The organism is Streptomyces orinoci (assembly GCF_003121295.1).
Classification (GTDB): domain Bacteria; phylum Actinomycetota; class Actinomycetes; order Streptomycetales; family Streptomycetaceae; genus Streptomyces; species Streptomyces orinoci.
In genome coordinates, this window is the sequence record NZ_PHNC01000018.1 from 1 (window position 1) to 13,926 (window position 13,926).

Below are 13,926 nucleotides of genomic sequence, written 5' to 3' on the forward strand. Positions count from 1 at the left end.
GAGCACCGGCTCGGCGGTTCCGGTGGCCTCGGTCAGCCGGGTGGTCTTCAGCAGCCAGGTGTTGAGGGCCGCTCGCGCGGTGGGGTACTGGTCGAAGTACCGGTTGATCTGGGAGGCGCCCAGCAGCACCACCAGCAGCCCGGCGAGCACGGCTGGAAGCCAGTGCCGGGGACGCAGCAGCGGGATACGGAAGAGCATCAGGGACAAGCCCAGCAGGGCCACCCCGGTCCAGAACACCACCGCGAGGGGCAGCGGATCGGGGAAGGGCTGGATCCAGTCGTCCACGGCGGTGCGGGCCAGCCAGGTGAGCAGGGCCGCCATCAGCACGGCGGCCGGGGCCCAGCGGGTGTACCAGGTGCGCCGCCGGGAGAACAGCAGGGCGGCCAGCGCGGCCAGTCCGAGCACCACGATGGTGACCGGTATCCAGCCGCTCACCAGGGACCAGTCCAGCGGGCCCGCCGCGATACGTGTCCGTCGCACCACGCCCCCAGGGGAGTCGGGGGAACGGGTGGCGCTGCTTTGAGCTGCGGCCGGCGGCGGGAGCGCGGGGCGCTCCACGCCGGGGCCGGATGGGCGTTCCGCGCCATCCACCCGTTCACCGCCCAATGCTACGGAACGGGATGAAAGCGGCAACTCGGGAGCACGGCCGGAGCAGCGGGCACAATCATCAGGTGATTCCCGAAGATTCCGCCCCCTGCCCCTGCGGCCGCGCCGCCGCCTATGGCGAGTGCTGTGGCCCCCTGCACCGGGGGCAGCAGCACGCCGCCACCGCCGAACGCCTGATGCGCTCGCGTTACAGCGCCTTTGTCCTGCGCGACGCCGGCTATCTGCTGCGTACCTGGCACTCCGGCACCCGCCCGCCGGCCATCGACTTCGACCCCGGTGTCCGCTGGACCGGCCTGGAGGTGCTGTCGGCCGGCGACGGCACCCCCTTCCACAACGAGGGCACCGTCGAGTTCCGGGCCCATTACCGCGCCCATGGCCAGGACGGCGCCCAGCATGAGCTCAGCCGGTTCGTCCGGGAGGACGGGCACTGGGTCTATCTGGACGCGGCCTGAACGGGGGCTGCCCGGGCACGGCCCGAGGAGTTACCTGACCCGGCCGTACCAGACGCTGTTGGTCCAGATCTTCTCCAGGCTGACCGTCTTTCCGGTGCGCGGGGCATGCCAGATCCGGCCTCCGCCGGCGTAGATGCCCACGTGGTAGACGTAGCTGCCGGAGTGGAAGAACACCAGGTCACCGGGCTTGCGCGAGCCCGCCGACAGATGCCGGGTGGCGTTGTACTGATCGGCGGCCACCCGGGGCAGCCGCTTGCCGGCCTTCTTGTAGGCGTAGAGGGTCAGGCCCGAGCAGTCGAAGCGGTACGGGCCGGTGGCGCCCCACTGGTAGGGCGAGCCCTTCTTGGAGGCGGCCACCTTCAGCGCCTTGGCGGCGGGGGTGGCGGCCTGGGCGTCGCCGGCCATTCCCGGCAGGAGGACCGATGCCGCGACCGTGGCGGCGGTGAGGGCCGACGCGGTGGAGGCCCGGGAGACCAGCTTGGGTATTCGAGGCAACGCAGACATGCCGAAGCAACCCTTCGTCATCCGCCTGCGAAAGATGACCTGTCGGGTTCGGACTGGCGAAGTTGCCCGGCCACTGTGTGGCTTCACCCCTAGAACCACCGACTTCGTGGTTCGTCTTGCCTGGGTCTCCCGCTCCTGCCGATCCGCGAACTCGATTCCGTATCCGGGGCGGCGGCAGGACTCGGCGTCCGCCCGGATCGACCCGCCTCGGTGACGGGTGCTGTTGTTCGGTGGACGATCCTGCACCATCAACGGGCGGAATTCAGAGCGGAACTGGCTGTCTGTGAGGTTCTTCACGTCCGGCGGAAGGGGTTTTCCGGGGCGGTGCGGGGTGGGTTTCCGGGGCCGCCGAGGGGCGGGTGCGGCTGACCTGTGGCCTGGTGAACATCCGGCCAACGGGCGCCTTGGGCAGGCAGGTTGAGTGTCAGGTTGCGGGCCGTCGATGGCTGGTCGCGCAGCTCCCCGCACCCCTGACGGGGACGCTCGGCCCTTGACCGGTGAGGGCATGTCATGGACATTGCGAATACTGGTCCGGACCAACCCCCACCGCTAACTCCCGTCCGGAGGAGTCGGATGAACAGACATCGGCCCATCCTGCTCGCCCTGTTGCTGCCGGTGCTCGCCGCGCTCGGCGTCCCCGCGGCCGCCGCCCAGCACCACACCTCCGCCACCCCCGACCCACGCGCCCCGCACCGGGGAGTGGTCACCCTCGCCCGTACCCCCGCGCACTCCCCCGCCCGCGACCGGGCGGTACGCACTTTCGCGGACGGACGCCGGGCCCGGCACCGGCAACGCCCCGACGCCGACGTCACCCACAACTGGTGGGGCGTCTTCCCCCAGCCCGGCACCCATGACGGCCTGATGGCCACCCACACCGTGGACCCCTCCTACCGGGTGAGCACCGCCGACGACTTCACCTACGCACCCACCACCAAGGCGCAGAACTCCTGTATGGAGGTGGTCACCGCCTACTGGAACAGCGGCGATGAGATATGGGCCTGGGACTGGTGCGGTTCACCCGGCGGCCCGGCCAGGACGGTGCCCATCGACTCCGCGTTCCTGGCGACATACACCACCCGGACGGGCGGACACCCCGCCTACACCGTGCAGTTGGTAAGGGACGACGCCTCGGCCAACACCTGGTCCTCCTACCTCTACAACTACCGCACCGCCGGCTGGGACCTGCTCTTCCGGCAGTCCGGCAGTGACCAGAGCGGACTGGACCACGGCTGGGACATGTTCGAGATCTACTCCAGCGTCAACCCGGCCACCGGCGAGGGCTATTACTGCACCGAGGCGCGCGGCACCGTCTTCGACAGCAGCGCCATCCAGCTGCGTCACCACGGCGGCTGGCAGCCCGCCGGTCCCGCCGATTCGCCGTGGACCGAGACCAATCCGGACGGGAATGCCTTCCTCTGCCCGGAGTTGAGGTTCCTCCAGGCCGGCGCGGACGATCACTGGACCGTCCGGCAGTGACTCCCCGGGGGTGCCGCCAGGGCACCCCCGCCCGCTACTCCCCCTCCTCGCCCTCCCCGCCCGGGAAGAAGTCGATCAGCATCATGTCGCGCACCCCGGTGTGCGCCCCGGGGGCCGGCCGGACCGGGGTGACCCCGTGCAGCACCCGCCGGTCGTCCAGCACAATGGTCTCCCAGGGCTCGGTCAGCAGCGCCCGGTGCAGCGGGCTGCGGCGCAGGTCGTAGAGGGTGGACTCGGCCCCCCGCACGTCCTGCCGGCCGATCAGCACCTGGGCCACATAGCTGTGCCCGTCCTGGTGGACGCCCTCGGGCGCCGGATGCCCCTCGGCGTCCGTGGTGGCCACCACCCGTATCTGGTGCACCCCGCAGGTGTCGATGCCGGACCGGGGCCCGGGCAGCCTCCCCAGAAGCGTATGGACCACGGTGTGCAGCACCGCGCCGCCGGCCGTCCTCTCCTCCAGCGGGGCGAACAGGCGGTCCACCCCGCCGTACACCCGGTTGATGTCACGGTCCTGGAAGAAGGGCCGGTGCGGCAGGAGTTCCAGCCGGCCGGGCCGGATCCGGAACCCGCTGTAGCGGCGGAACCGGTAGGGGCGCGCGGTGTCCAGATGGGCATCGGCGGGCAGCCGGTCCCAGGAGCCGGTGAACTCCGCCACCTCGGCGGTGGGCAGCCGGGCCAGCGCGGCGGTCAGCAGCGCGGCGTCGAGGTGGGCGAACGCCGGCCGGGCCGGGTCCTGGGTCCTTGCGGCGGGCTTGTCCAGTGATAAGGGTTGCATCATGGTCTCCTTGTCCGGCGGGGCCTTGAGTTGGGCTGCCGCCCGGCCGTCGAGCCTACGCAGACCGCCGGGTTGATACGCCTTGTTTGCCAACTCACGCAACCTGAAGCTCATTTGTCTCGCCCGTCACAGGCGGCATGGGAGGCCGGAACCCTCGGGGTAGGGTCGGCACAGGCTGGGGAAGGGCTCGCCAAGGGAGGGTGCCCGTGCGCCACGGCAGCGGCAGTGCCTTTGTGGTCTCCGTCCATGATGTGGCCTCCTGGAGCCTGGAGCAGAGCCGGCACTGGGTGGGCGAACTCGACGCCCGTGCGGTGCCCGCCACCCTGCTGCTGGTGCCGGGGCCCTGGCGCGGCCCCGGTCCGGCCGGTGATCCGGCCCTGGCGGGCTGGGTCCGGGAGGCCGCCCGGCGCGGCCATGAGACGGCCCTGCACGGCTGGACCCACCAGGCGGTGCCCGGCGGACCACCGGCCCGACGCCTGCTCAACGCGGTACTGGCCCGCGGCTGCGCCGAGTTCTGCGCCCTGGACGAGCGCTCCGCCCGTACCCGGCTGGAGCGCGGGCTGACCACCCTGGGCTCAATGGGCCTGGCCCCCTGCGGTTTCACCCCGCCCGGCTGGCTGGCCTCCCGGGGCACCCTGGCCGCTCTGCGGGCGCTGGGCCTGGAGTACACCACCAGCCACCTGGCCGTACTCGACCTGCGCACCGCCACCGCCCACCGGATGCCGGCCCTCTCCCACCGGCCCGGCGGGCTGGGCGAGCGCGCCGGGGCCCGGCTGCTGACCGCGGCGGTGCGCCGCTGGTCGGCCCGCGGCACCCCGTTCCGGATCGCCCTGCACCCCGATGACCTGGCCCGGCCGGGGCTGCGCGAGTGCGCGCTGCGGGCCGTGGACACCGCGCTGGAGGCGGGCGCCCGGCCGTACACCTACGCGGAGCTGGTGCGCGCCCGGCGGGCGGAGGCCGGGGGCCGCCGATGAGGATCGTTCAGCTGGCCAACTTCTACGCCCCGGCCTCCGGCGGGCTGCGCACCACCCTGGACGCGCTCGGCCGGGGCTATACGGCGGCCGGGCACCAGCGCGTCCTGGTGGTGCCGGGCCCCGGCCACGCCCGGGTGTGGGACCGGGAGAACGGGCTGCGGCTGACCCTGCCGGGGGTGCGGGCGGGCGGCGGCTACCGGCTGCTGCTCTCCCGGACCGCCGTGCGCCGGCTGCTGGACCGGCTGGCCCCGGACTCCCTGGAGGTCTCCGACAAGCTCACCCTGGTGCACACCGCGCACTGGGCCCGGCAGCGCGGGGTGCGGTCCGTGCTGTTCTCGCATGAGCGGCTGGACGCCATCCTCGCTCCCCGGCTGCCCGCCCGGCTCCCGCTGGGCACCGCGGCCGGCGCCTGGAACCGCCGGCTGGCCGCGGCCTTTGACGCGGTGGTGGTCACCTCGGCCTTCGCCCGCGCGGAGTTCGACCGGGTGCCCGCGGAGCGGGTGCACCGGGTGCCGCTGGGCGTGGACCTCTCGCTGTTCGCCCCACGGCCCGGGGCCCGGATCCCCTCCGGCGCCGTACGGCTGGTCCACTGCGGGCGGCTGTCCGCCGAGAAGTCCCCCTGGCTGGCCGTGGAGACGCTGCGCGAACTGCTGCGTCGGGGCGTCGAGGCGCGGCTGCACATCCTGGGGGACGGTCCACAGCGCCGCCGGCTGGAGCGCGGGGCCGCCGGGCTGCCCGTGCGCTTCCTCGGCCACCTCGCCGACCGCCGTACGGTGGCCGCCATCACCGCGGCGGCCGATGTGGCCCTGGCGCCCTGCCCGGTGGAGAGCTTCGGCCTCTCGGCCCTGGAGGCGCTGGCCTGCGGCACCCCGGTGGTCACCGCCGACCGGGGCGCGGCCCGGGAACTGCTGGCCCCCGGCGCGGGAGTGGCCGTACCCGCCTCCCCCGCCGCGCTGGCCGACGGCGTGGCCATGGTGCTGGCCCGCCCCGAACGGCAGCGGCGCACCGCCGCCCGCCGCCGTGCCGAGGAGTTCCCCTGGCCGGCCACGGTCTCCCGGATGCTGGCGGTGCACTCGGGCCAACCGCCGTCCGCATAGCGTGAGAACACGGGCCAAAGGAGCAACCCGCCCCATCTCTCTGCCCTCTCCGGATATGAGATCGGTAGAACAGGAGTGACGAGTGGGACTGACTTCCCCAACCCTTTTCTGGTTTCTGGTGGTTGCCGCCGTGGTGGTCTGCGCCCTGGTGCTGTGGCTATGGCCACGGGTGGCCCGGCAAGGTCTACTGGCCCTGGCCGCACGGCTGGGACTTCTGGTGCTGCTGCAACTCAGTGTGCTGGGCGCATTGCTGGTCAAGGCCAATAACGACTTCGGTTTCTATTCCACCTGGGACGAGCTGCTGGGCCGCGCCTCCACCCGGCAGGTGCTCAAGCCGGGCCCCGACGGCGGCAAACGGCCACCGGCACTGGTGGTCAAGGGACAGGAGTCCATCGGTCTCAAGGGCGCCCGGGACAAGGCGGGGCAGGTGGACCGGATCGAGATCCGGGGGCCGGTCACCGGGCTGGGCATGGACGGCTTCGCCTATCTGCCGCCGCAGTACTTCCAGAAGGGCCATGAGAAGGACCGCTTCCCGGTCATTGTGGCGATCACCGGGCAGCCCGGCCTCTCCGAGAACCTCATCACCCAGATCAAGGTCCCCCAGGCGGCCTCGGCCGAGGTCATGGCCAAACGGACCAGACCCACCATCGTGCTGATGGTGCGCCCCTCGGTGGTGGCCGACCGGGACACCAACTGCACCGATGTGCCCGGCGGTCCACAGGCGCTGACCTTCTTCAGCCAGGATCTGCCGATCGCCGTCAACGACGTCTACCGCGCCGACAACGGCCGGGGCGCCTGGGGCGCGGTGGGCAACTCCACCGGTGGCTACTGCGCGTTGAAGCTGGCCATGACCAACCCGGCCCGCTATGGCGCCGGGGCCGGGCTGTCCGCCGACTATTTCGCCCGCCAGGACAAGGACACCGGTGACCTCTACGCCGGCAACGCCAAGCTCAAGAAGGAGGCCGACCTCACCTGGCGGCTGGCCCATCTGCCCCCGCCGCCGGTCTCCCTGCTGGTGTCCACCAGCAAGTCCGGCAAGGAGTACCAGCGCAACTACCGGCCCACCATGGACTTCGTCCACCAGGTCAAGGCCCCGACCCGGGTCACCACCCTGGTGCGTGACCAGGGCAGTCACAACTTCCAGACCTGGCGCGAGGAATACCCCCTGGTTCTGCGCTGGCTCGACAAGGAGCTCTCGGCCGGGCACTGAGCGCCCCCCGGCCGCCGACTGCGGGAACGGGATCGTGGGCAGTCTCGTCTCAGCCGGTGTGGCCCGAATGCGTACGGTTCGTGCGTGCGCAGGGGGAAGGGGCGTACGGCATGGACACCATGAGCACGGAGCGGCACCGGCCGCTGCTGGCCGGGCGCTACCGGCTGATCGCGCCACTGGGCAGCGGGGGCATGGGGGTGGTCTGGCGGGCCTTCGACGAACTCCTGGGGCGCGAGGTGGCGGCAAAGGAGGTCCGGGCGCCGGAGCAGCTGGGCGAGGCGGATGTCCGGGTGCTCTACGCCAGGCTGATGCAGGAGGCCCGGGCGGCGGCCCGGGTCAGCCATCCCTGTGTGATCACCGTCCACGATGTGGTGGAGCAGGAGGGGCGGCCATGGATAGTGATGGAGCTGGTGCGGGGGCGTTCGCTCGCCGACGTCCTGGCCCAGGAGGGGGCGCTGAGCCCCCAGGAGACCGCCCGGATCGGCTCCGCGGTGCTCCAGGCGCTGCGCAGCGCCCACGCGGCCGGGGTGCTGCACCGTGATGTCAAACCGGCGAATGTCCTGCTGGAGTCCGGTGGGCGGGTGATCCTCACCGACTTCGGCATCGCCCAGGTCGAGGGGGCGGGCACCTTCACCCGCACCGGGGATCTCATCGGCTCGCCCGACTACCTGGCTCCCGAACGGGCCTTGGGACGGTATCCCGGCACCCCCTCCGATCTGTGGTCGCTGGGGGCGACCCTGTACGCGGCGGTGGAAGGGGTCTCGCCCTTCCGCCGCTCCTCGGCGCTGAGCACCCTGCAGGCCGTGGTCCAGGACGTGGCCCCGCCGCCCCGGCGGGCCGGGCCGCTGACCCCGCTGCTGCTGGGCCTGTTGCACAAGGACCCGCAGCAACGGATGGGTTCGCAGGAGGCACAGCGGCTGCTGGACGCGGTGGCGGCGGGCCGGCAGCCTCCCGGGCCGGGCCGGGCGGCGGCCGATGTCGCCCCCACCCCGACCGTCCCCTCCCCCGGCCCGCTCCCCTACGGGCCCCCCACACCGCCAACGGCCGCCCCTCCGCCCGCGGCCGTCCCTCCCGCCATGGCGTACGGGCCGCCCACCCATCCGGTCCCGGCGCCGGTGCCCGAGCCGGTGCGCCGACCGGTGGCCGCGCCGGTGCGCCGCCGCAAACTCCCCTGGCTCGCACCGCTGTTGGCGCTGCTGCTGCTCGGCGGGGGCATCACCGCCGTGGTGCTCAGCCAGGACCGGGGGACGCCGCCGGCGAGCCATGGCACCGGCCACCCGGGCGGTTCCTCCGCCCCCTCGGCCGCGCCCAGCCGCTCACCCTCGCCGCCGGCGCCGTCCCCTACGGAAACACCGCCCGGCTATCCGGGCTCTTCGGCCACCTGCGGCGGGGGGTGGGTGACCACCTGCGGCCCGGGGTGAACCACGACTGCACACATGGACGGGGGAACAGGGAATGCGCCGGACACCCTCACTGACACTGCTGACGGCCGGAGTCCTGGCCGGAGTCACCCTGGCGGCGGGCTGCTCGGCATCGTCCGGGCCGGCCAAGGAGACCAAGGTCGCCCTGGAGGGAGTGGGGGTGGTGGGCGACGGGCCCTTTGTCCCCTCCCCGCACAGCGATCTGCGGGGCGTCGCCTCCCTGGGCGGGGGCGGCGAGACATCGGGGGACGCACGCGGCGCCTTCGGCGGAACCCGGCGCAGCAGCCAGTGCGACAAGGACCAGTTGATCGGGCAGCTCACGGCCGACCCCGTCAAGGCGAAGGCATGGGCCGGTATCCGGGGTGTGGACGCCGGGGCCATCGGGCCCTATGTAAGGGGCCTGACCCCGGTGGTGCTGCTCCATGACACCCTGGTGAAGAACCACAACTACGAGGGGAGCGGCCGGACTTACGCCTATCTCTCGGTGCTCCAGGCCGGAGTGGCGGTACTGGTGGACCCCTATGGCCGCCCCGCGGTCAAATGCAATTGCGGCAACCCGCTGGGCTCGCCGGACACGCCGGCGAAGCCCTCGTACCAGGGGGCGCGCTGGGCGGGCTTCCAGGGGGCGGCGGTCACCGTGATCCGGCCCCGGCCCGCCGAGAAGGGGCCGCTGAGCAGCATTCCGCTGGTGGACCCCTTTGAGCGGAGCCGGGCCTTCGACCGGGCGGTGGGCAATGACGGCACCCGTGACTCCAAGCCGTTCTCTTGGACGCCGCCGGTGGGCTCGGCTTCGCCTGGTTCGCCCTCGCATACGCCGAGCGGGGCATCGCAGGGCGCGCGCTCGCCGGGTTCGCCCGGTCCATCCGCCGGGCCGTCGAGGAGGGCGCCGGAGACTTCGGCCTCCCCGCGGCAGGCCGCACCGGGTTCGCCGGAGGTGCGGCCGTCGCACGGGACGTCCAGCGGTGCCATGCGCCCCACGGAACCGCCCGCGCCGACGCGAAAGGTGCTGCCGGTGCCGAGCGAACCCGGCCCGGCGAAGCCGCCGTTGGACGGGATGTCCAGCCGTGCGGCCGCGCCGACGCGGGGCGCCCCCTAAGGGGCGCGGGGAACTGCGCGACCAGCCCCGGACGGCCTGCACGTGCGGGGGATGCTTGGCGCGATTTCGGGTGCGGGTTGCGTGTGGCCGGTCGCGCAGTTCCCCGCGCCCCCGAGGGGCGCCCTGAGGGGCGCCTCTACGGGGCCCAGCTCGCCTTCTCCCACAAGCACCGGATGCCGCGGGCGACTTCGCGGGCGCCGTCATCCGTGATGCGCTCCGGACCGTCCCCCGCCGCGCCCGGCGACTCCGTCCGGCTGAGTGCCGTGCGTGGCGCCACCGGGGGACCCGGCCGGCTGCCCGATGCTGTCCCGGCGCAGACCGCGCCCCGACGGCGAAGGAGCCCCCCGTGGTACACCCCGAGCTGCCCTGCCGGACCGCGAGATGACAGGCCCGTGGTCCGCCGCGCTGGGTGCCGCCCTGGCGCTGGTGCTCAGCGCGCCCGCCTCGGCGGCCGGTCCGCAGCTTCCCGCCCGCGCCTGGCTGGCGCGTTCCTCGCCGATCGTGACCGCCGACCAGGCCGGCCGCTCGGTGTATGTACTGCGCGGCGACCAGGCGCGCTGGGACGCCGACGGCGGAGACGGCGGAGTGCTGTGGTCCTGGAGCGCGGACGGCCGGGAGGAACTCGCCGACCTCGATCCCGACACCTCCTGGACCAACCCCAGCGAGGCCAAGCTCCGTGAACTGGGCGGGCACCGCTATCTGCTGGCCACCGCCTCCGGCGGGCTGGCCGCGGTGATCGGCTACCCGGGCCGCTCGGTGTACTGGGCGGCCGACACCGGCAGCGGAAACGCCCATAGCATCGAGCTGCTGCCGGACGGCAATGTGGCGGTGGCCGCCAGCACCGGCGGCTATGTACGGCTGTACGCCGCCTCCCTGGGCCCCCGGGCCACCGAGCACATCCAGGTCTCCCTGCCGGGGGCGCACGGGGTGCACTGGGATCCGGACACCCGGCTGCTGTGGGCGCTGGGCAGCCGGGAGCTGATCGCCCTGCGGGTGGACGGCCCCTCCGACGATCCCGGCCTGACCGTGGTGCACCGCACCGCCCTGCCCACCCGGCAGGGCCATGACCTGGCCGCGGTGGCCAAGTCCCCGGGGCGGCTGTGGGTGACCACCGCCTCGGCGGTGTACCAGTACGCCACCAGGCAGCGGAAGTTCGTCACCTATCCGCTGCAGTCGCGCATCAGCGCCCCGGACGTCAAGAGCATCGGGGACGACCCGGCCACCGGCCAGATCCTGGTCGCCCGCCCGGAACCGGGGCACTCCTGCGCCTGGTGCACCTCCAGCCTGACGCTGTACCAGCCGGACGGCCGACGGACCCTGCTGCACGGCGCCATGTACAAGGCCCGGTGGTGGACGACGGGCCGCAAGTGAGCGTCCCACCGTGGGCCAGGGTTCAGCGCACCACCGGGTGCGGCGCCCCCGCCGCCAGCCGGGCCCGGACGTCCGCCGCCGCCTGAACGCTGTCCGGCACCTGCTCCCACAGCGCCAGCAGCGCCCCGGCCAGCGGCCGGGCCCGCTCCCCGCTGTGCTGCCAGCAGTAGTGGGCCCGCTTGAGCGCGGCCACCGCCTCGGTGTCGGTGGGCCCGCCCCGGGCCAGCCGGGCGGCCGCGGCGGACATCCACAGTTCGGCGGCGCGCGGATGGTCACCGGCCAGCCGGGCCAGATCGGCGCGTACCTCCACCCACAGCCCGGCCTCCGGGCTCTGCGGCCCGTACCTCCGCAGCACCTGCTGCTCCCAGGCGGCCGCCATGGCCGCCGCCTCGTTGTGCCGGCCGGCGTTGGCGGCGGCCAGGATGCGCGGCAGCGGATCCTCCTGCGGCGCCGGGGCGGCGCCCGGCGGGATGGCATCCTCCCTGCGCGGCGCGGGAGTTGGCGCCGCGGCGGCGGGGGCGGCCGGGGCATGGGCGGGGTTGGCCAGCACCGGTCCCGTGGTGCCGTACTGCAGGGCCAGCAGCCCGTCCGGCAACGTGGCCTGGCCCAGGGCGAGATGGTGCAGCAGCGCCGGGTCCAGCACCGGCCCGGCGGTGGGGTGGCCGACGCTGAGCGCGGTGAGGAAGGCCCGGGTGTAGGGGCCGGCCTCGACCGGCGGGCGGTCGGGGCGGGGGGCGACCACCCCGCACAGCGCCAGCCCGCCGGCCAGCCGCCCGTCCTGGGCGGCGGCGGCCACATAAGGCCAGGCGGCGGCGTCCGCCTCCAGGTCCGCCAGCAGCAGCGTCGGACCGGAGTGCGCGGCCATGGCGCCGAGCAGCCACTCCCAGGGCAGCCCGTTGTGGCGGACGGTGGCGGGCGTGGACTCCCGCAGCGCCAGGTGCAGTTGTCCGCCGCGCCGGGAGGGGACCATCAGCTGTCCGGTGACCCAGACCAGCAGCGGGCCGGGCACCGTGGCGGCGTCCCGCAGATAGGCCAGGACGCTCTGCGGCCCGGCCATGGCGGGCAGTTGCACCACATCCACCTCGTCGGCGGCGAGCAGGGTACGCGGACCGGCGCCGGCGATGGCGTGCGCGGTCGGATTGGGCAGGGTGCCCCGCCGCCGGTCAGGGGTGCCGTCCAGCAGCAGAACACAACCATGGGTCGGGTGGTCCAACGCGTTCTTCCTTCCGGCGTCCGTGACGTACGAAGCAACTGTAGGCGCCGGTAACGGAGTCCAGACCGCCGATCCCCCGGTCCGGGCACAGCACTCGGGCCCCGTCCCGGCCGTCCGGGACGGGGCCCTTGCCCGGGTACGGGCGGGATCACCCCATGGCGTTGCGGGATTCCGCGCTCTGGTCGGCGGCGCTGCGGTTGACGCCCCGGCAGCGCGGGACCTCGCCGGTGTTGCCCACCCACTTGGCGGCGACCCAGGTGTCGCGGTCGCGCAGCAGGTACCAGATGCCGTTGCGGCCGACCTCCTGGGCGTGCACCTTGCACCGCAGGCCGACCTGGGTGCGGTACTTGAGGATCCCGCGCGAGGAGGAGTCCAGGCTGGGGTAGGCGCGCTCGTTGACGCCCTGGAGGGCGATGACCGTGCCGTACGGCAGCCGGGCTCCCGGCGGCGCCGGGGCCGCGCCGGCCGGCCCGGAGGCCAGCAGGGAACCGCCGAGGGCGGCGACCGCGATCAGGGTGGCGGGCACCTTTCCGACGCGCTGCGCGAGTGTCCGGAACATGAGGAACTCCCTGGTTCTAAGTGGATAAAGCATTGCCCAGGTTCCACTGGCAAACTCCGCATAAACGCGAACAGCGGATAAATAGGGCGATTTGTCGACAGAGTCACTCCTCGGGCTCCGTCCGCCGGCGCGCCCGGCTGGGCTGGACCCGCTTCGGCTCGCCCTTCATCTTGGGATGCTCGGGCGGATAGGGCAGATCGCCCAGCCCATGCTCCCGCTCGTCCCTGGCGGCCAGTTCCAGCGCGGCGTCCAGCGCACAGGGGTGTTCGTCCATGGCCGCATGGACATCGCCCCGCTCGGCGTACCGGGCGGGCATGGTGCGCAGATCGAAGTCCTCCGGCACCGCGTCGGCGAGCTCCTCCCACAACAGCGGCGCGGAGACCGGGGCATGGGGCCTGGGGCGCACCGAGTAGGCGCTGGCGATGGTGCGGTCCCGGGCCGTCTGGTTGTAGTCCACAAACACCTTGCTGCCGCGCTCCTCCTTCCACCAGGCGGTGGTCACCTCCTCCGGCATCCGCCGCTCCAGTTCCCGGGCGACGGCAATGGCGGCCCGCCGTACCTGGACGAAGGTCCACCGGGGGACGATGGGGATGAAGACATGCAGTCCGCGGCCCCCGGAGGTCTTGGGCCAGCCGGTCAGGCCCAGTTCGCCGAGGACCGCGCGCAGTTCGGACGCGGCGCGGACCGCCTCCGGGTAGCCGGTGCCGGGCTGGGGGTCGAGGTCGATGCGCAGCTCGTCCGGGTGGTCGGTGTCCAGGCGGCGGACCGGCCAGGGGTGGAAGGTGAGACAGCCCAGATTGGCGGCCCAGAGCACGGCGGCGGGCTCGGTGGGGCAGATCTCGTCGGCGTAGCGGCCGCTGGGGAAGGCGATCCGGCCGGTGGGGATCCACTCGGGGAGGTTCTTGGGGGCGCGCTTCTGGAAGAAGGACTCGCCCTCCACTCCGTCCGGATAGCGCTCCAGGGTCGTCGGCCGGTCCCTCAGCGCCCGCAGAACGCCGTCGGCGACGGTCAGGTAGTAACTGGCGACGTCGTACTTGGTGATTCCCAGCCGGGGGAAGTAGACCTTGTCCGGGTTCGACAGCCGTACCGTCCGCTCACCGACGGTCAGCTCCAGCGTCTGTGCCATGCGGCCACGCTAGGCGGCGGCCGGGACGGCCGCGCGTCGGCGGACG

General features: G+C 73.4%; 14 protein-coding genes and 1 riboswitch. Of the genes, 8 read left to right on the forward strand and 6 right to left on the reverse strand.

Annotated features, from left to right (window positions below; all coding sequences use genetic code 11):
• The coding region (locus CV755_RS13245) for a hypothetical protein (RefSeq protein WP_422070545.1) at positions 1-483 on the reverse strand (483 nt) is incomplete at its 3' end.
• A gap of 188 nt (positions 484-671) precedes the next feature.
• Between CV755_RS13245 and CV755_RS13250 the strand changes: the two genes are divergently transcribed.
• Complete coding sequence (locus CV755_RS13250) at positions 672-1,058, forward strand: YchJ family protein (protein WP_109280428.1); 387 nt, start codon at positions 672-674, stop codon at positions 1,056-1,058.
• Positions 1,059-1,088: 30 nt separating this feature from the next.
• Here the strand turns inward: CV755_RS13250 and CV755_RS13255 are convergent, their stop codons facing one another.
• The gene (locus tag CV755_RS13255) at positions 1,089-1,562 is read right to left on the reverse strand and encodes a C40 family peptidase (protein WP_109280429.1); all 474 of its coding nucleotides are present in this window, start codon (positions 1,560-1,562) and stop codon (positions 1,089-1,091) included.
• 7 nt (positions 1,563-1,569) lie between these two features.
• Positions 1,570-1,720: riboswitch (cyclic di-AMP (ydaO/yuaA leader) on the reverse strand.
• 415 nt (positions 1,721-2,135) lie between these two features.
• Here CV755_RS13255 and CV755_RS13260 point away from each other — a divergent pair.
• Positions 2,136-3,038, forward strand: a complete 903-nt coding sequence (locus tag CV755_RS13260) for a carbohydrate-binding protein (protein WP_241561182.1) — start codon at positions 2,136-2,138, stop codon at positions 3,036-3,038.
• Between the two features lie 34 nt (positions 3,039-3,072).
• Here CV755_RS13260 and CV755_RS13265 read toward each other — a convergent pair whose 3' ends face one another.
• Entirely contained in the window at positions 3,073-3,813 is a 741-nt protein-coding gene (locus CV755_RS13265; protein ID WP_161968684.1) for a 2OG-Fe dioxygenase family protein, read from the reverse strand.
• Between the two features lie 206 nt (positions 3,814-4,019).
• Here CV755_RS13265 and CV755_RS13270 point away from each other — a divergent pair, with 206 nt between their 5' ends.
• The 6 genes from CV755_RS13270 (at position 4,020) to CV755_RS13295 (ending at position 10,982) form a co-directional block, all read left to right on the forward strand.
• A complete protein-coding gene (locus tag CV755_RS13270; protein WP_161968685.1) occupies positions 4,020-4,787 on the forward strand; it encodes a DUF2334 domain-containing protein in 768 nt (255 codons plus the stop codon).
• Positions 4,784-5,884: a glycosyltransferase gene (locus CV755_RS13275; protein WP_109280433.1), complete on the forward strand. Its 1,101-nt coding sequence runs from the start codon at positions 4,784-4,786 to the stop codon at positions 5,882-5,884. The genes CV755_RS13270 and CV755_RS13275 overlap by 4 nt, the downstream gene beginning before the upstream one ends.
• Before the next feature lie 82 nt (positions 5,885-5,966).
• Positions 5,967-7,094, forward strand: a complete 1,128-nt coding sequence (locus tag CV755_RS13280) for an alpha/beta hydrolase (RefSeq protein WP_109280434.1) — start codon at positions 5,967-5,969, stop codon at positions 7,092-7,094.
• A 110-nt stretch (positions 7,095-7,204) separates the two neighbouring features.
• The gene (locus CV755_RS13285; RefSeq protein ID WP_241561183.1) at positions 7,205-8,515 is read left to right on the forward strand and encodes a serine/threonine-protein kinase; all 1,311 of its coding nucleotides are present in this window, start codon (positions 7,205-7,207) and stop codon (positions 8,513-8,515) included.
• A 34-nt stretch (positions 8,516-8,549) separates the two neighbouring features.
• Entirely contained in the window at positions 8,550-9,611 is a 1,062-nt protein-coding gene (locus CV755_RS13290) for a DUF6777 domain-containing protein (protein WP_109280435.1), read from the forward strand.
• A 381-nt stretch (positions 9,612-9,992) separates the two neighbouring features.
• A complete protein-coding gene (locus tag CV755_RS13295) occupies positions 9,993-10,982 on the forward strand; it encodes a DUF6528 family protein (protein WP_109280436.1) in 990 nt (329 codons plus the stop codon).
• Positions 10,983-11,004: 22 nt separating this feature from the next.
• On the opposite strand, the gene CV755_RS13300 is transcribed toward CV755_RS13295, so the two are convergent.
• The 3 genes from CV755_RS13300 to ligD form a co-directional block, all read right to left on the reverse strand.
• Entirely contained in the window at positions 11,005-12,195 is a 1,191-nt protein-coding gene (locus CV755_RS13300; protein WP_109280437.1) for a hypothetical protein, read from the reverse strand.
• 148 nt (positions 12,196-12,343) lie between these two features.
• Positions 12,344-12,754, reverse strand: a complete 411-nt coding sequence (locus tag CV755_RS13305) for an SH3 domain-containing protein (RefSeq protein ID WP_241561184.1) — start codon at positions 12,752-12,754, stop codon at positions 12,344-12,346.
• Positions 12,755-12,857: 103 nt separating this feature from the next.
• Positions 12,858-13,880, reverse strand: coding sequence for a non-homologous end-joining DNA ligase (ligD, locus tag CV755_RS13310; RefSeq protein ID WP_109280438.1), 1,023 nt, complete (start codon positions 13,878-13,880; stop codon positions 12,858-12,860).
• Positions 13,881-13,926: the final 46 nt, after the last annotated feature.